Consider the following 16761-nt stretch of genomic DNA (forward strand, 5'->3'; position numbering starts at 1 on the left):
GGGCAGTCGGGCGGGCAGTCGAAGGGGCGGGCCGGGTGGACGTACCACCCGGCCCGCCCCATGGAGCACGCCGCAGGTCAGACGGCCGGCGGCAGGTGTGACGGCCGCCCGCGTCCCCGCGTGACCGCGTACCCCGCGATGCCCGCGAGCGCCGCCAGCACCGCGCCCGCCGCGGTCCACAGCCAGCGCGCCGACCACCAGCCGGACGACCAGCCGCCGTCCGGCTCGGGCCGCGCGGCCGACCCCTGGACCAGGGGCGCGCCCAGCGAGCCGTCCACGGCCTGAGCGCTGCCCGCGTCCGTGGTGGTGGCGGTCACCGCGGTCTCGACGGGCAGACCGGTGTCGGCGGAGGCGGTACGCACGGCGGTGAGCCGGACGTAGTACGCGCCGGGGAGCGGGTCGTTCGACCAGGGCTCCGCCGCGGCCCGGACCGTCCGCAGGGTGCAGGACAGCTCGACCGTCGCGGCGTCGGCCGCGGCCGTCCGGGTCTGCGTGCCGTACCGGCAGGCCTGCCGGCGGCGCAGCCCGTCGTACACATCGAGCTGCCAGGTGGAGTCGCCGTGCCGGGCCTCGGCGTCCGGCAGCTTCACCTTCGCGTCCACCCTGGCGCCCTGCCCCGCGTCGGCCGGGAACTGCCAGTAGAGGTAGTCACCGGTGGACGCCGGCGCGGTGGCCTGCTGGCCCGGCCGGATGACCGTGGCGGTACGGAAGGAGGTGCCGGCCTCGGTGGGCGGCGGCGCGTCCTCCGGGTCGGCGGAGGCGGTCGCGGACGCGGACGCGTCGGACGACGGGGTGCCGGACGACGGGGTGGGGTCCTCGGCCGGCGCCACGGAGGCGGCCGACGCGGGCCCGGCGAGGGCGACCCCGCCCGCGACCGTCCCGAGGAGCGCCGCACCGGCGAGCAGAGCGGCGGACAGGCGCCGCCGTACAGAAGGCGCGGCGGACAGACGCGTTCGTACAGAAGCTGCGGCGGACAGGCGCGTCCGTACAGAAGCTGCGGCAGACATCAGTGGGTCCTCCAGACGGTGACGCGCCAGCGCGAGATCCAGCCCCACACCAGCCCGGCGAGCAGGCCGGTCAGCGTGACGGCGATCAGGAACCACCAGCCGTGGCCGAGGCCCAGGAACGCGGCGTCGGACGCCTCGTCCGGCCCGTCCACGACATCGACGGACAGCTCGACCGGCAGCCCCGGCGCCGCCTTGACCGAAGCGGGCGCCGAGAAGGCGTTGCTGACGCGCAGGCAGACGGTCTCGGGGACCGGCTCGCCGTCCGCGTCCTCCGCCGCGCCGCCGTCGTCCGCCTTCGGATAGCGCAGACCGGTCGAGAGCACGTCCGTACGGCCGTCACCGGTGGCCTCGCCGCGCACGATCTCCCGGCCGCGCAGCGTCGAGGCGCGCAGCTGGACGCCGTAGTCGTCGTTGACGGCCCGGTCGGCCGCCACGCTCACCGAGGCGCGCAGCTCCTGGCCCGGCCGTACGTCCACCTTGTAGAAGCGGTGCTCGCCGAACTCCTCCCGGTCGGTGTAGAGCCCGGGCTTCAGCTGCGGCGCGCGCTCGCAGCTGTCCGAACCCTTCGCCGGTTCCGGCGTGAGCGACGGCTCGACCGTCCGGTGCACCAGCTGCTTGACCCGGCCGGACAGCTCGTCCTTGTGCTGCACCGAGGTGTACGTACCGCCGGTGGCCTCGGCGATGCAGCTCAGCTGGGTACGCGTCTTGGCGTCCGGCACCAGGCCGAGCGTGTCGACGGTCAGGTGGATGCCCTTGGCCGCGAGTTCGCGCGCCACCTCGCACGGGTCGAGCGGCCGGCAGGTGTCCTCGCCGTCGCTGATCAGCACGATGCGGCGGGCGCCGTCGCCGCCCTCCAGGTCGTCGGCGGCCTTCAGCAGGGCCGGGCCGATCGGCGTCCAGCCGGTCGGCGTCAGCGTGGCGACCGCGGTCTTGGCCTCGGTGCGGTCCACCGGGCCGACGGGGTACAGCGCGCGGGTGTCCTTGCAGCCCACCTTGCGGTCGTCACCGCGGTACTCGGCACCGAGCGTACGAATGCCGAGCCGCACCTCTTGGGGCACCGCGTCCAGCACCTCGTTGAACGCCTGCTTGGCCGCCGACATGCGGGACTGCCCGTCGATGTCGCGGGCCCGCATCGAGCCGCTCACGTCGAGCACCAGGTCGACCTTGGGGGCGTCCTCGGCCGTCTCCGCCGAGGTGCCGGACGTCTCAGCGGACGTCTCCGAGGTGGCCGGTCCGTCGGCCACGGCGGTCGCCGGCGCGAGCCCGCCCGTCAAACCGACCAGCAAGCCGCACACCACGGCCGCCAGTCGTCGTTTTATGATCATTGCCGGATCATATTGATCTTGCGGGCGAACTGCCCAACTCGCGTCATGAAGCGCTGCGGAGCGCCTGCTGAGGCGGCCTCAGGGTGACCCGGAAGCGCTTCGCGGGACCGGTGTTCCCCGCCGCGTCCAGCGCCCGGTACTCGATGGTGTGGGTCCCGTAGTCCGGTGTGGCGTCGTCCCACGGAACGGCCCGCGGCGTGCCGAGCTTGCCGTGGACGAGGCCGTCGACGACGGTGCCGCCGGGGGAGAACCGGAACGGCGCGTCCGCGTCCGTCGGCCACCCGAAGTACGTGAACCAGCCGTCCCCGTCCACCCGGAACTGCGTCACCACGTAACCGTCGTTGTCGTCCTTCCCGGTGAGCTTCATCGTGAAGGGACCGTCGTACACGTACTCCACGGGCCTGCCCGGACGGTGCACCGTCCGCAGCGGCTCCGACAGGGCGTACGAGACGGTCGCGGGGGTGGCGTCGACGGTCCACGTCAGACGGGTGGCGGGGGAGGGGCGGGAGCCGGCCACGCGGGCGGTGACGGTGTGGTCCCCGGGCCGCAGCCGGAGCGCCCCCAGGTCCAGGTCACGGTCGTTGCCGCGGTCCGCCACCGGGCGGCCGTCCACCGCCCACGAGACCCGCACCGCGCCGCGTACGGGGTGCGTGGTGTCGGCGTACAGCACGGAGGACGCGCCCACGGGCGCTTCGGTGGCGGTGTGCCCGGTGAACTCCGCCGCCACGGGAACCGGATCCGTGGTCACGGACGGGTCGACGGTCCAGGTGACCGTACGGGTCAGGGCGGCCGAGCCGCGCACGGCCGGATCGCGGACGAAGGGCGTCGGGTCGGTGACGGTGGCCGTGAGGCGGCGCGGCCGCTCGCCGGAAGGGACGTACCGGCGCAGGTCCACCGTGCGCAGCCCGGCCGTCCCGGGGAGCGGCCGGCCGTCCAGCCGCCAGGTCACCTTCAGCTCACCACCCGTGGGGTGCAGCGTGTCGACCCACACGGAGCGGTCGGCGCCGATGGGTGCGCCGTTCGGGGTGTGGTCCTGCACCGGATTCACCTTGGCGGCGATGGCGCGCGTCATCACCTCGCGCTCCACCTGGTCGAAGGGGTAGCCGAGGGTCTTCATCATGGAATGCGCGCTCGGCCGCCAGACCCCCGTCGTGCTGTACATGCCGCCCTCGTACCGCCCGATACGGCCGCCGGACTCGCTCTCCTCACCCAGCCAGCGCCACCACTTCTTGCGCTGCTCCCGCATCTGCCGCGCGGTCAGCACCGTGTGGTGCGCCGAATCCGGCTCGCCCTCCGCGTACCGGCCGCCGGGAACGCCGCGCTGGTAGTAGTCGTACTCGTCCTGCAGCTTCCCCAGCGAGTGGCCGATCTCGTGCGGGGTGATCAGCGAGGACAGCGAGTTGCCGCCGGACGCGGTGGCGTACGTGCCGCCCGCGCCGCCGTAGGTGTCACTGTGCGCCAGCCCCACGATCTGCCGGTTCCCGGCCGAGGTGCCGGCGACCAGATCGGCCGCCGCCCTGGCCTTCCCGTCGTCCATCGTGATCAGCCGTTGCACGCTCTGCGCGTCGCACCCGCCCCAGAACCCCATGTCCAGCGCCGTGTCCCGGCGCGGCGCTTCGAGCCCCGGATCACAGTCGACACCGGACTCGGCGGACGGCGTCTCCACCGCCCAGACATTGATGTACGAGCGGTAGGAGGCGAACGGCTCGGTGCTCCACAGCACGTTGAGGTGCTTCGCCACGTTCGCCCGGAACTCCGGCATCTCGTCCGCGGTGTAGCCGTCACCGAGAAAGACCAGGTTGAAACGCTTCTCCGCGGGGCCGGTCGACTGAATCGGCAGCACCTTGGCGGCCTTGGTGACCGCGCCCCGCTGCTGCGCCGCACCGGCCGCCGGCGCCGGGCCGAGCGCCGCCGCCCCGGCCAGCAGCCCGGCCGCTGCGCACAGGCCGACGGCGGCCCGGCCCCTGCGTCCAGCTCTCGCGCTCATGACGACGCCCTCCCCGCGCGGTGTGAACCGTGGTCCGGAGCGTACGGTGGTGGCGAACTGGACGTAAAGGGGCGGCAGTTGGCTGTGCTGCTTGATGGCGAGGTGGTTGAGCGGAGAGCCGACGGCGCCGGTGAACTTCAAGGTCGGGGCCGCGAAGAAGAAGCCCATGTCGCTGAGGAGGACCAGGTGCAGCGGGAACGTGAGGCCTTCCTGCTGCGCGGGCGGCACCTCCAGCGCCCAGTTGTCGGCCGCGAACACGGCGGTTGGTCACCGCGTGCCACCGCTCAGCGTCGAGCACCGGCTCAGGGTGGCGCGATGTCCCTCCGCCTGCCCGGCGGGCAGGCGGAGGGACGACGTTGACCGCCGCGCTCCGCACCGAGTCCAGTACTTGGTGCGTGCGGTGGGCACCCCCGGGGCGCGGTGCGGCCGGCTCCCTTCATGGCGCGACCGCGGCGAACGCGGATGCCGCCGGGCCGCTCGACCGGCTACCTGTTCGGCACCCCGGCCGCCACCACGTTCTGAGTGGTGAGATCGACACGCAGTTCCCCGGAGCCGGCCTCCGGCTCGAACTCGGACTGCAATATGTCGAGCTGCTCTTTGTCCAGACCCTCATCCACAACCGCGAACACTTCTTCCCGTGTACACGGACGGGTGGCACCACTCGTCACGTCATACGTTTCGTGCACATGCACAACGCGACCGTTTTCCTTGTCGTAGACGAAGTACCTCGGCATTGGATTCCCTTTCGGGGGTCACGGATTGGTGATGACGATCCCGCATCCCATGGCGTCAATATCAGGGCCGAACGTGCGCATCCTGAAGGTGACAGTCCGGCCGAAGCGGACGATTGCTGAATCGTGGACGTTGCTGAAGGCGCCGGAATCCCCCCAGTGGTCACCTCCGGAAACCTGAGTGTTTGTTCGAGCTCCGTTGACGAAAGGTATGTCGATCACGACGGCGTTGTCCCGGTCGAATTGGATTCGCGGGTCGAGCATCGTGATCGAACCCCAGGCCACGAATGTGGTCGATGCCCCCAGGTCGATCGTGACGGACCTGCTGGCTGGTGAATTCACGAACAGTTGCCTGGTCGTGGCCGCCATTCTTGCCTCCCCGTACGTTGTGGGGTCAGAAGGGTCCGCAGCTGGTCAATTCTTTTCTTTCGTGACTGTCCGGACGGACGGGATCATCGGAAGTGCGCCGCGCGGTGTCGTCACGGGTACGGTTCGGCGAACGTATATACGAACGCCATTCCCGGGCCCGGCGCCGGTCGTTCTGATGCGTCAGAGCCGACCGGTCGGGTCGACGGTCATGTCCTTTCGGTCGCCAGTGTGTGCGATGGCTGTCGGTGCTGCGGAATCGACGGCACGCTCGTTCCGGCAAGCCGAACATCACCGTGATGGAAGGCTGCTCCTCTCTCTCCGGGAAGTCAACAGCGCCGAGTGAAGTATGGGCAATTCCGCAGAATTGGAATTCAATCTTCAGCCTGCTTCCTGTGAGGGAAGTGACGCGAATTACCAATTATTCGTCGCGGTGCACGGCATGCCGCGTACGCCGCCGACCAGGCAGGTGTCCTCGTTCATGTCGCCGCGCGCTCGGCGCGGCCGCCTACGCGGGTTCGACCCGTCGCGGTTCGCGGATTCGCAGGATCAAGCAACTCTCTGCCGTGACGAGCGAGTTGCCGGCGGCGTATCACCCGCTGTGATCCACCACCTGACGGCCTTTGACGACGGACGCTAGTCCTGCTCCAGCGCCGCGTTGAGCAGGGCCCGGGTGTCCGGTTCGACGTGTTCGGCGTAGTAGGCGTACAGGGCCTGGCGGGCCAGCCGGGCGGCGTGCGGGGCGTCGCCGGCGCGGATCGCGGCGAGTACCTGCTCGTGGTGGTCGATGGAGCGTTCCCGCCAGGCCGCCGCGTCCGAGGCATCGGCGATCTTGCGCTCGATGATGTCCACGACGGCGTCGTGCACGGCGCGGGCGCAGAGCCCGAGCAGCGCGTTGCGGCTGGCCTCCGCGACGGCCTGGTGGAACAGCGCGTCGGCCTCGCTGAACGCCCGCAGTCCGGCGCCCGGCCCGGCGGACAGCGACCGCATCCGGTCGATCAGCCCGGCCATCCGCGCCAGGTCGTCCTCCGTACGCAGCCGGGCGGCGAGCCGGTTGCTCTCGGCCTCCAGGACCATCCGGAACTGGATCAGTTCGCCGAGGCTGGATATGTGGGAGCGGGTGAGCCGGCCGAGCGCCTGGCTGAGGTTGTCGGCGGAGACGCCGAGCACCTCGGCGCCGAGCGGGTCGCCGGGCCGGGACCGGACCAGGCCGGCGGACTGCAGGACGCGCAGCGCCTCGCGGACCGTGGAGCGGCCGACGCCGAACTGATTGACCAGTTCGCGTTCGGCGGGGAGGCGGGAGCCGGGCGGCAGTTCGCCGCGGAGGATGCGTTCCTCGATCTGCTCGGCCACCCGCTGGTAGGCCCGTACCGGCTGGACGGGGGTGAAGGGAGCGTCGTAGCCGGCCATCGGGACCCCGTTCCGTTTCCTTACCGATTGCTGCTGGTGGCCTCTTGACCCACGCATGAACGTGCGAGCAGAGTACGGGAAATCAACTGGTCTGACCAGTGGACTGGCCTCCCGGCCAGGTGTTTTGGAGGTTCTATGCAAGCCGCCCAGACCCACCCGCCGACCGAGATCACGATCGACGCCGACGCGGCCGTCGCCTTCACCCAGGATCTGATCCGGCTGCGTACCGTCAATGCCACCGGCGCCACCGACGTCGAACGCCCGGCCGCCGACCTGGTGGCGGCGCTCTTCACCGAATTCGGCTGGCAGCACGAGGTGGTGGAGGTCGCGCCGGGCCGCCCGAACGTCATCGCCGTCGTCGACGGCAAGGGCGGCGCCGGGCCGACCCTGATGTTCGAGGGGCACACGGACGTGGTCACCGAGGGCGACCCGGCGGTGTGGAGCGTCGATCCGTACGCCGCGGAGATCCGCGACGGCAAGCTGTGGGGCCGGGGCGCGGCGGACATGAAGTCCGGGGTGGCCGCCATGATCTACGGCGTGCGCGCGCTGCAGCAGGCCGGACCGTTCCCCGGCCGGATCGTCCTCGGCGTGCTGTGCGACGAGGAAGGCATGATGCTCGGCGCCAAGGCGTTCGCCGCCTCGCCGCCGGCCGCGGAGATCGACGGAGTGATCGTCTGCGAGCCGGAGGGGTACGAGGTGTGCACCTCGGCCCGCGGCGGCATCCGGCTCCGGCTGGAGCTGACCGGGGTCATGGCGCACGGCGCGATGCCGCAGGAGGGCAGGAATCCGGTCGTCGCGGGGGCCAGGATCGTCGAGGCGCTCGGCCGCGCCCAGACCTGGGCCGAGGTGCGCTTCGGGGCCCATCCGCACGCCGGGCAGGTCACCGTCACCCCGACCGTGCTGCAGGGCGGCGACCCCGACCAGCTCAACGTCATCCCGGCACACGGCCTGGTCGGCGTCGACGTACGGACGATCCCGGGCACCGACCACGCCGAGCTGATCGACCGCATCCGCCACGAGGCCGAGGAGGCCGCGGCGACCGTCGGCGTCACCGTCGCCCTGACCGTCGTCGACGACCGCCCGGCGATCGAGATCGCCGAGGACCACCCGGTGGTCGCCGGGCTGGTGGCGGCGCACGAGCGGGTGCACGGCAGCCCCCCGCCCTTCGGAGCAGTGCCCGGCACCACCGACGGCACGGTCCTGACCCGCGACGCCGGGCTGCCCACGGTCGTCTACGGACCCGGCGGCAAGTGGATCGCGCACCAGAAGGACGAGTACGTGGAGGTGCGCGAGATCGGCGAGTACACCCGGGTGTACGCCGAGGCGGCGCGCCACTTCCTGACCCGGGGGGTGCCCCGCGATGACGCCTGAGGAGAGCGCCGGACGCTTCCCGGCCGGGCTGCCGGTCGGTGCCGCCTGGGTGCCGGCGCCCCGTACCGAGCCGGTCCGCTTCTCGTACGACGGCAGCGAGGTCGCGCGGGCGCCCGTGGGGGACGAGGCGCTCGCGCGGCAGGCCGTGGAGCACGCGGCGGCACTGCGGAAGGACGTGGCCCGGCTGCCCTCCCGCGTACGGCGCCGGGTGCTCGGCGGGGTGGCGGCGGCGCTCGCCGAGGTCGCGCGGCCCATGGAGGACCTGCTCGTCCTGGAGACCGGCAAGCCGCGGGTGGACTGCCGTACGGAGGTGCAGCGCGCGGTCTCCACCTGGGAGGCGGCGGCGGACGAGGTGGTCCATGTCCACGGCGAGACCGTGCCGCTGGACATGCTGCCCTCCGGGGACGGCATGACGGGCTTCTGGACCCGCCGCCCCATCGGCGTCGTGGTGGGCATCGCGGGCTTCAACTACCCGATGCTGCTCGCCTCCCACAAGATCGCGCCCGCGCTGGCGGCCGGCTGTCCCGTGGTGATCAAGCCGGCGCCGGCCACTCCGCTCGCCACGCTCTGGCTGGTCCACCTGGTCCGCCGGCAACTGGCCGCGGCCGGCGCCCCGGTGGGCGCGGTACAGCTGGTCACCGGGGACGCGGCGGTGGGCCGCACGCTGACCACGCACGAAGCGGTGGCGGCGGTCTCGTTCACCGGCTCCGCCGCGATCGGCCACCGGATCGCGCGGGACGCCGCGCCCCGCAAGGTCGTCCTCGAACTGGGCTCCAACGCCGCGCTGGTGGTGGCCGCCGACGCCGATCTCGACGCGGCGGCCGACGCCGTGGTCCGCGGCGGCTACTACGCCTCGGGCCAGGCGTGCATCGCCGTGCAGCGGGTGATCGCGGTCGAGGAGGTCGCCAAGGAGCTGACGGCGAAGATCACCGACCGGCTCGCGGACGTGGTGGTCGGCGATCCGCGCGAGGAGGCGACCCGGGTGGCCGCGCTCATCGACGAGGCGGCCACCGACCGGGTGCTGGCCTGGATCGAGGAGGCACGCGCGGCCGGCGCCCGGGTGATCGCCGGTGGCGAGCGGGTGGGGCGCTGCCTCGCCCCCGCGCTGCTGGCCGAGGTGCCGGGCGGGCTGCCCGCCTGGGACGAGGAGATCTTCGGCCCGGTCGTCGCGCTGCGCACGGTGCCGGATCTGGACGCGGCGTACGCGCTGGTCAACGACTCGCGGTACGGCCTGCACGCCGCGGTGTTCACCCGCGACCTGGGTGCCGCGTTCACCGCGATCGACGCGCTCGATGTCGGTGGCGTCGTCATCAACGAAGTCCCGGGCTACCGCAGCGACGTCGCCCCGTACGGCGGCGTGAAGGACTCCGGCATCGGCCGCGAGGGCCCGCGTTTCGCCATCGAGGAACTGACCGTGACCCGCATGGCGGTGATCAGGCCGTGACGCCCGCGCGGCCGACGGCGCCCGCAGCGGCGGCGGCCCGGGACGCCGCCGGACCTTCCCACGACGACCGGGCGAAGGAGCCCCGTATGCAGCCCCGTATGACGTACGCGCAACTCTTCCGGCTCGACGGGCGGCATGTCGTCGTGGTCGGCGGGGGCAGTGGCATCGGGCGTGAGGCCGTACGGGCGCTGGTCGCGCACGGCGCCGACGTGACTGTGGCCGACCGGGACCTGAAGGGCGCGGAGGAGACCGTGCGGCTCGCGGGGGAGGAACCGGCGGCTCCCGGCAGCGGTACGGGGACGGCGACCGCATACGCGCTCGACGTGCTGGACGACGAGGCCGTGCGCACGGCGGCGGCAGCGTGGGGCGCACCGGACGGGCTGGTCGTCACCGTCGGCGCCAACATCCGCAAGCGGATCGCCGATTACACCCTGGCGGAGTTCGACCGGGTCGTGGCGCTCAACCTCCGGGCGCACTTCGCGCTCGTGCAGGCCGTCGCCCCGGCCATGGCCGAGCGGGGCAGCGGCAGCGTGGTCGGGCTCGCCTCGATGCGCGCGGTGCAGGTCGAGCCGGGCCAGAGCGTGTACGCCGCCTCCAAGGCGGGACTGGTGCAGTTCCTGCGGACGGCGGCGGCCGAGTGGGGGCCGCGCGGGGTGCGGTTCAACGCGATCGCGCCCGGCGTCGTGCGGACGCCGCTGACCGACCAGATCGCCGCCGACCCCGAGTGGTACGACGCGTACGCGCAGGCGTCCGCGCTGCGGCGGTGGGCCGGCGCGGAGGAACTGGCCGGTGCCGTGCACTACCTGGTCTCGGACGCCTCCACCTTCGTCACCGGCAGCGTGCTGGCCGTGGACGGCGGCTGGACCGCGGTCGATGGCCGGTACGAACCCTCGGTCTGACGCGGGCGCCCGAGGACCGACCCCGGCTTGGGGCCTTGATTCCTCTCTGACCTGCGATACCGTCCGGTCGGCCGGACGCCGTCCCCGCGGCTGCCCGACCGGCCGCCCGCTCGGCCGTCCCGGACACACCCCCTTCCCCGAAGGAGTTCCATGTCGCACGCCCCCGAGGACAGAGGGCGGGAGGGCCCGGCGGCGACCGGGCCGCACCCGTCCGACGGACTGCCCGAGGTGAGCGCCCGGCGCCCCGCGCTGTGGCTGCTGCTCGTGCCGGCCGTGCTGTACTGCCTGGCGCCGCTGGTGGCCAACAGCATCGAACCGCGCGTCCTCGGCATGCCGTTCCTGCTGTTCTGGCTCGTCGCCGCCACGGTCGTCAGCCCGCTCGTCATCTGGGCCGTCACCCGCCTGGACCCCGCCTACCGCGTCGACGCCGCCGAACCGCTGCCCGGCGACCGGCCGGACACGGGCCCGTCCGCCGCGTCCGGGGCCGCGCCCGGGGCCGCGCCCGGCGGACCCGAAGGAGGCGCCGTATGAGCGGATCAGCGGCGATCGCGACCACCATCTTCGGCCTCGCCATGATCGCGACCATCGTCATCGGCGTGCTCAGCGCGCGCGGCCGGGACAAGGGCCTGGCCGAGTGGTCGGTCTCCAGCCGGGGGCTGGGCGTCCTCTTCATCTGGCTGCTGATGGCCGGAGAGACCTACACCAGCTTCTCCTTCCTCGGCACGGCCGGCTGGTCGTACTCCTTCGGCGTGCCGATCCTCTACCTCGTCGCGTACCTCACCGTCGGCTTCGCCGTGGGGTACGTCGTCGGCCCGGCCATCTGGACGTACGCCAGCCGGCACGGGCTGATCTCCATCGCCGACCTGGCCGAACACCGCTTCCGCTCCCGGCCGGTGGGCATCGTCGTCGCGGTCATCGCCACCGTCTTCCTCGTGCCCTACATCCAGGTGCAGATCCAGGGCATGGGCGTGGTCGTCAACGCGATGACGTACGGGAGCGTGGACCTGCGGGTCGCCGCCGTCATCTCCTTCGTCGTCGCCGAGGTCTTCATCCTGGTCTCCGGGCTGCGCGGCTCGGCGTGGGTCAGCGCGCTCAAGGACGTGCTGGTCATCTTCGCGGTGGTCTTCCTCGCGGTGTACGTACCGATGCACTACCTCGACGGCGTCGGCGACTTCATGCACCGCATGGTCACGGAGAAGGCCGACTGGCTGACCTTCCCCGGGCACGAGTCCGGCGGCAAGGGCGGGATGTGGTTCGTCACGACGACGCTGCTCAACGCCGTGACCATCACCATCTTCCCGACCACGGTCGCCGGTTACCTCAGCGCGCGGAGCCCGAACGCGCTGCGCCGCAATGCCGTACTGCTGCCCTGGTACCAGCTCCTGCTCTTCGTCCCCATGATGATCGGCGCCACCGCCCTGTTCGTCATGCCGGCCCTCGGCAATCCCGACCTCGCGCTGTTCAGCCTGGTCACCGACGCTCTCCCGGCCCCCGTCGTGGCCGTCATCGGTGTCGCGGGCGCGCTCTCGGCGATCGTCCCGATGAGCGTGTTCATGCTGGCCATCGGCACGCTCTGGGGCCGCACGCTGCTCGGCGGCGGCAACGGCGCCGACCCGCGCAGCCGCCGTACCGGCCGCACGCCCGCCGACGACGTGCGCACCAAGCGGCTCTCCCAGCTGGTCTGCCTCATCGCCGGGCTGATCGCCCTGGGCGGCGCCCTCTTCTACCCCAACACCCTGGTCCAGCTGTCGGTCCTGTCGTACGAGGGGCTCGCGCAGCTGGTGCCCATCGTGCTGCTCGCGCTGTTCTGGCGGCGGATGACGAAGGCCGGCGCGCTGGCCGGGATGTGCACCGGGCTGGCGGTCGTCGTGGCGCTCTGGGCGACCGGCAACGACCCGCTGCACGGCGTCAACGGCGGCATCGTCGGACTGGCCGTCAACCTCGTCGTCACCGCGGCGGTCACCTTCGCCCGGCCCGAGGGGCAGGCGCCCGCGCCGCGGCGGGTGGGTACGACTCCGACGACCGGCACCGACCAGGCCCCGGCCGCCCCGGCGGCCCCGAAGGAGGCTCCGTGACCGACGTGACCGACGTGACCGACGAGACCACCCCCGTGCTTTACCGCGCCGCCCGCATCGTCAGCCAGCGCACGGACGGCACCGGCGTGGACGGCGCGCCCGAGCCGGAGGGCTTCGCCGTCGCCGACGGCCGCATACGCGCGACCGGCGGCTTCGCCGCGCTGCGCGACCGCTTCCCCGGCGCGCCCGAGGTCGACTTCGGGGACGCCACCGTGATCCCCGGCCTCAACGACGCGCACATCCACCTCGCGATGGCCGCCACCGACCTGCTCCACCTGGACCTGTCGGCCGCGGCGGTGGCGACGGCCGACGCGCTGCTCGCCACCGTCACCGCCGAGGCGGGGCGCACGGCGCCGGGGGAGTGGGTACGCGGCAGCCGGTACGACGACGTCAAGACCGGCCGGATCACCCGCCACGAACTGGACCGGGCGGCCCCCGGCCACCCGGTGCTCGTCGTGCACGTCGCCGGACACTGGGGCGTCGTCAACTCCGCGGGGCTACGGGCCCTCGGCATCGACGAGGACACCCCGGCCCCCGACGGCGGCGACTTCGGCCGCGACGCGGACGGCCGTCTCGACGGCCGGCTGATCGAACGCGCCCTGATGAACGTGGTCTACCCGGCCACCGCCCGCGGCGATTCGCCGCTCGCGCCCAGCTCGCCGGAGGACCGGCTGCGCGGCCTGCTGCGCGCACAGGAGCTGTGGCACGCCGCCGGACTCACCTCGATCTGCGACGCGCTGATCGCCCCGGACGACGTCGCCCTGCTGCGCACCGCCCGCGACCGGGGCCTGCTCACGCTGCGTACCGGCATGCTGCTCTCCATCGACCACTACGCCAGGGCGCGGGCGCTCGGCGTCGGCAGCGGCTTCGGCGACGACCTGCTGCGGTTCGTCGGGGTGAAGGCGTTCCTGGACGGGGCGATCGGCGGCCGGACCTGTCTGCTCGCCGAGCCGTACGCCGACCCCGAGTGCGGCGGCGCCGACGGGCACGGCCTGCAGACCACCTCGACCGAGGAACTGTTCGCGCAGGTACGGGAGGTGCACGCGGCGGGCGACCGGATCGGCGTGCACGCCAACGGCGACGCCGCGATCCGGCTCGTCCTGGACGCGTTCGAGGCGGCACAGCGCGAGCTGCCGCGCCCCGGACTGCGGCACCGCATCGAGCACTGCACGCTCATCGACGACGCGATCCTCGCCCGGATGAAGGCGCTGGACGCCATCGCCGTACCGTTCGCCGGGTATGCCGGCTACCACGGCGGAGCGCTGAACACCTGGTACGGGCCCGAGCGCACGGAGCGGATGTTCGCGCACCGCTCCTTCCTGGACGCCGGCGTCACCGTCGCCGGCTCCTCCGACTACCCCTGCGGACCCTACGAACCACTGCTCGGCCTCCAGTCGATGGTCACCCGCGAGGGCATCGAGGACGGCGCGAAGGTCGGGCCCTCGCAGCGGGTCACCGCCGCCGAGGCGCTGCGGATCTTCACCCTAGGGTCCGCCGAGGCGGAGGGCACGGCCCACCACAAGGGCCGGATCGCCGCCGGCCACCTCGCCGACTTCACCGTCCTCGGCGAGAACCCGCTCACCGCCGACCCGTACGGCATCGCCGCCATCCCCGTGCGCGCGACCTACGTGGGCGGACGGCGCGTGCACGAGGAGGCCGCCCGATGACCGCGGCCGGAGCCACCGACACCTTCGAGGTGCCGGGACTGTCCGCGCCCGTGGAGATCCTCATCGACCGCTGGGGCGTCCCGCACCTGTACGCCGGTTCGCGCGCCGACCTCTTCCTCGCGCAGGGCTTCAACGCGGCGCGCGACCGGCTCTTCCAGATCGACCTGTGGCGGCGGCGCGGCCTCGGCCTGCTGGCGGAGGTGTTCGGCCCGGAGTACGCGGAACACGACCGGGCCGCCCGGTTGTTCCTCTACCGCGGCGATATGGCGGCGGAGTGGGAGTCGTACGGCCCGGACGCCGAGCGGGTCACCACCGCGTTCGTGCGGGGCATCAACGCGTTCGTCGCGTTCTGCCGCGAGCGGCGCGAGCACCTCCCGCCGGAGTTCCGGCTGCTGGACTACGAACCGGCGTACTGGCAGCCCGCCGACGTCGCCCGCATCCGCAGCCACGGCCTCCACTACAACCTCCACGACGAGGTCGAACGGGCCCGCACTGTAAGGGACTTCGGACCCGAGGTGGAGGAGCTGCGCAAGGTCCGCGAGCCCGCGCACGAACTGCGCGTGCCCGAAGGGCTGGACCTCTCCGTCATCCCCGACGACGTACTGCGCGTCTACCGGATGGCCACCACCCCGCCATGGGCCCCGCAGGCCCCGCGCCAGGGCATCGACGGCAGCAACAACTGGGTGCTCGCCCCGTCCCGCACCGCCACCGGCCGCCCCGTGCTGGCCAACGACCCGCACCGCGCCATCACGCTGCCCGCGCTGCGCTACCTCGCCCACCTCTCGGCGCCCGGCCTCGACGTGATCGGCGCGGGCGAGCCGGCGCTGCCCGGCGTCTCCATCGGCCACAACGGCCGCCTCGCCTTCGGCCTCACGATCTTCCCGATCGACCAGGAGGACCTGTACGTCTACCGCACCGACCCCGCCGACCCGAAGCGGTATGCCTACGGCGACGGCTGGGAGGCGATGACGAAGGTCACCGAGACCATCCCGGTGCGCGGCGGCGAGCCCGTCACCGCCGACCTGTGGTTCACCCGGCACGGGCCCGTCATCGACGAACGCCCGGACCGCACCGCCGCGTTCGCGGTACGGGCGGCCTGGCTGGAGCCGGGCATGGCGCCCTACCTCGGCAGCATGGACTACATGGGCGCGACCGGGCCCGACGCCTTCGTCGCGGCCATGGAGCGGTGGGGCGCCCCCGGCGAGAACCAGGTCTACGCGGCACCCGACGGCACCATCGGCTGGCGCCCGGCCGGCCGGGTCCCGGTCCGCCGCGGCTGGGACGGCACGCTGCCGGTGCCGGGCGACGGCCGGTACGAATGGGACGGCCACCACCCGGTCGGCGCGCTGCCCTCCGTACGCGACCCGGAGGACGGCTGGTTCGCCACGGCCAACCAGCTCAACCTCCCCGACGACTACCCGCACGCCGAACGCACCGTCACCCACGACTGGTACGCGCCCCACCGCCACGAGCGCATCGCCGAGGTCCTCGCCGCCCGGTCGGACTGGACCGTGGCGGACTGCGTGGCCCTCCAGAACGACTACGTGAGCCTGCCGGCGCGCCGCATCCAGCCGCTGCTCGCCGGGCTGACCAGTGACGACCCGCGCGTCGCCGAGGGGCTGAAGCTGCTGCGGGACTGGGACGCCGCGCTCGACGCGGACTCGGCCGCCGCTGCGCTCTTCGAGATCTGGTACCGCCGCCACTTCCGGGCCGAACTGCTGAGACAGGCCCTCCGCCGGCTGCTCCCCGCGGAACGGGTGGCCGCTGCCCTGGCCCGCGTCCTGCCCGCCGAGGACGCCACCGCCGACGCCCGCGTAGACCTCTCGCTGCTCCTCGATCCCGGGGACCGGCTGGGCCCCGACCCGGACGCGGTGATCCGTACGGCCGTGCTCACCACCCTCGGCCCCGCGATGGCGGAGGCCGGACAGCTGCTCGGTCCCGACAGCGGCACATGGCGGTGGGGCGCGCTCCACCGGGCGCATCCGCACCATCCCCTCGCCAAGCTGCTCGGCGAAGAGGCGTCGGACTGGACCTCGGTGGGCCCGGCGCCACGCGGCGGCAGCGGCGAGACGGTGTCGGCAACCTCCTACGGCCCCGGCTTCCGGCAGACCGGCGGCGCCAGCTTCCGGCTGGTCGTGGACGTGGGCGCGTGGGACGAGTCGCTGGTGATGAGCACCCCGGGCCAGTCCGGTGACCCGGCCAGTCCGCACTACCGCGATCTGTTCGATGTGTGGGCGGCGGACGGCGCGTTCCCGCTGCTGTACTCGCGCGAGCAGATCGAGAAGCACACCACCCGGCGGATCACCCTCGTACCGGGCGGCGCCACGGGGGAGTGAGCGACCGGCAGCCGGCCGGCGAGGTCCTGGACGAGGCGGCCGGTTGATCTGCTGGAGTGATAGTTGTATCGACCACCTTGCTGGTACGTTCGCGGCGCAGGCCCGCTCACGAACGGTTCACCGCACCACAACGGTTCACGGCA

13 protein-coding genes are annotated in these 16761 nt (G+C 72.9%); 7 read left to right on the forward strand and 6 right to left on the reverse strand.

Annotated elements, in window-relative coordinates; translation table 11 throughout:
* Positions 1 to 77 precede the first annotated feature (77 nt).
* From ACZ6WH_RS31265 to ACZ6WH_RS31290, 6 genes are all read right to left on the reverse strand, one after another.
* Positions 78 to 1007 carry a hypothetical protein gene (locus tag ACZ6WH_RS31265; protein ID WP_469732544.1) on the reverse strand — a complete coding sequence of 310 codons (930 nt, stop codon included), beginning with the start codon at positions 1005 to 1007 and terminating at the stop codon, positions 78 to 80.
* Complete coding sequence (locus tag ACZ6WH_RS31270) at positions 1007 to 2332, reverse strand: VWA domain-containing protein (RefSeq protein ID WP_469732546.1); 1326 nt, start codon at positions 2330 to 2332, stop codon at positions 1007 to 1009. Before ACZ6WH_RS31270 ends, ACZ6WH_RS31265 begins: the two co-directional genes overlap by 1 nt.
* A 43-nt stretch (positions 2333 to 2375) precedes the next feature.
* Positions 2376 to 4577, reverse strand: a complete 2202-nt coding sequence (locus ACZ6WH_RS31275) for a M64 family metallopeptidase (protein ID WP_469732548.1) — start codon at positions 4575 to 4577, stop codon at positions 2376 to 2378.
* Positions 4578 to 4804: 227 nt separating this feature from the next.
* Positions 4805 to 5053 carry a hypothetical protein gene (locus ACZ6WH_RS31280; RefSeq protein WP_469732550.1) on the reverse strand — a complete coding sequence of 83 codons (249 nt, stop codon included), beginning with the start codon at positions 5051 to 5053 and terminating at the stop codon, positions 4805 to 4807.
* An 18-nt stretch (positions 5054 to 5071) separates the two neighbouring features.
* Positions 5072 to 5419: a hypothetical protein gene (locus ACZ6WH_RS31285; RefSeq protein WP_469732552.1), complete on the reverse strand. Its 348-nt coding sequence runs from the start codon at positions 5417 to 5419 to the stop codon at positions 5072 to 5074.
* Between the two features lie 633 nt (positions 5420 to 6052).
* On the reverse strand, positions 6053 to 6826 hold the full coding sequence (locus ACZ6WH_RS31290; RefSeq protein WP_469732554.1) for a FadR/GntR family transcriptional regulator: 774 nt from the start codon (positions 6824 to 6826) through the stop codon (positions 6053 to 6055).
* 135 nt (positions 6827 to 6961) lie between these two features.
* On the opposite strand from ACZ6WH_RS31290, the gene ACZ6WH_RS31295 reads away from it, so the two are divergent.
* The 7 genes from ACZ6WH_RS31295 (at position 6962) to ACZ6WH_RS31325 (ending at position 16618) form a co-directional block, all read left to right on the forward strand.
* Positions 6962 to 8197, forward strand: a complete 1236-nt coding sequence (locus ACZ6WH_RS31295) for a M20 family metallopeptidase (protein WP_469732556.1) — start codon at positions 6962 to 6964, stop codon at positions 8195 to 8197.
* Positions 8187 to 9641, forward strand: a complete 1455-nt coding sequence (locus tag ACZ6WH_RS31300) for an aldehyde dehydrogenase family protein (RefSeq protein WP_469732558.1) — start codon at positions 8187 to 8189, stop codon at positions 9639 to 9641. Before ACZ6WH_RS31295 ends, ACZ6WH_RS31300 begins: the two co-directional genes overlap by 11 nt.
* A gap of 86 nt (positions 9642 to 9727) precedes the next feature.
* Entirely contained in the window at positions 9728 to 10540 is an 813-nt protein-coding gene (locus ACZ6WH_RS31305; RefSeq protein WP_469732560.1) for an SDR family NAD(P)-dependent oxidoreductase, read from the forward strand.
* A gap of 150 nt (positions 10541 to 10690) precedes the next feature.
* A complete protein-coding gene (locus tag ACZ6WH_RS31310; protein WP_469732562.1) occupies positions 10691 to 11071 on the forward strand; it encodes a DUF3311 domain-containing protein in 381 nt (126 codons plus the stop codon).
* Positions 11068 to 12615, forward strand: coding sequence for a sodium:solute symporter family protein (locus ACZ6WH_RS31315; protein ID WP_469732564.1), 1548 nt, complete (start codon positions 11068 to 11070; stop codon positions 12613 to 12615). The genes ACZ6WH_RS31310 and ACZ6WH_RS31315 overlap by 4 nt, the downstream gene beginning before the upstream one ends.
* Positions 12612 to 14282, forward strand: coding sequence for an amidohydrolase (locus tag ACZ6WH_RS31320; protein ID WP_469732566.1), 1671 nt, complete (start codon positions 12612 to 12614; stop codon positions 14280 to 14282). Before ACZ6WH_RS31315 ends, ACZ6WH_RS31320 begins: the two co-directional genes overlap by 4 nt.
* Positions 14279 to 16618 carry a penicillin acylase family protein gene (locus ACZ6WH_RS31325; protein ID WP_469732568.1) on the forward strand — a complete coding sequence of 780 codons (2340 nt, stop codon included), beginning with the start codon at positions 14279 to 14281 and terminating at the stop codon, positions 16616 to 16618. Before ACZ6WH_RS31320 ends, ACZ6WH_RS31325 begins: the two co-directional genes overlap by 4 nt.
* Positions 16619 to 16761 lie beyond the last annotated feature (143 nt).

Source organism: Streptomyces sp. NPDC050806, assembly GCF_055586425.1.

Bases quoted from the DNA above. Each gene is read 5' to 3' on its own strand.
- ACZ6WH_RS31265 (WP_469732544.1), bottom strand. From the start codon at position 1,007: ATGTCTGCCGCAGCTTCTGTACGGACGCGCCTGTCCGCCGCAGCTTCT.
- ACZ6WH_RS31270 (WP_469732546.1), bottom strand. From the start codon at position 2,332: ATGATCATAAAACGACGACTGGCGGCCGTGGTGTGCGGCTTGCTGGTC.
- ACZ6WH_RS31280 (WP_469732550.1), bottom strand. From the start codon at position 5,053: ATGCCGAGGTACTTCGTCTACGACAAGGAAAACGGTCGCGTTGTGCAT.
- ACZ6WH_RS31285 (WP_469732552.1), bottom strand. From the start codon at position 5,419: ATGGCGGCCACGACCAGGCAACTGTTCGTGAATTCACCAGCCAGCAGG.
- ACZ6WH_RS31290 (WP_469732554.1), bottom strand. From the start codon at position 6,826: ATGGCCGGCTACGACGCTCCCTTCACCCCCGTCCAGCCGGTACGGGCC.
- ACZ6WH_RS31295 (WP_469732556.1), top strand. From the start codon at position 6,962: ATGCAAGCCGCCCAGACCCACCCGCCGACCGAGATCACGATCGACGCC.
- ACZ6WH_RS31300 (WP_469732558.1), top strand. From the start codon at position 8,187: ATGACGCCTGAGGAGAGCGCCGGACGCTTCCCGGCCGGGCTGCCGGTC.
- ACZ6WH_RS31305 (WP_469732560.1), top strand. From the start codon at position 9,728: ATGCAGCCCCGTATGACGTACGCGCAACTCTTCCGGCTCGACGGGCGG.
- ACZ6WH_RS31310 (WP_469732562.1), top strand. From the start codon at position 10,691: ATGTCGCACGCCCCCGAGGACAGAGGGCGGGAGGGCCCGGCGGCGACC.
- ACZ6WH_RS31315 (WP_469732564.1), top strand. From the start codon at position 11,068: ATGAGCGGATCAGCGGCGATCGCGACCACCATCTTCGGCCTCGCCATG.
- ACZ6WH_RS31325 (WP_469732568.1), top strand. From the start codon at position 14,279: ATGACCGCGGCCGGAGCCACCGACACCTTCGAGGTGCCGGGACTGTCC.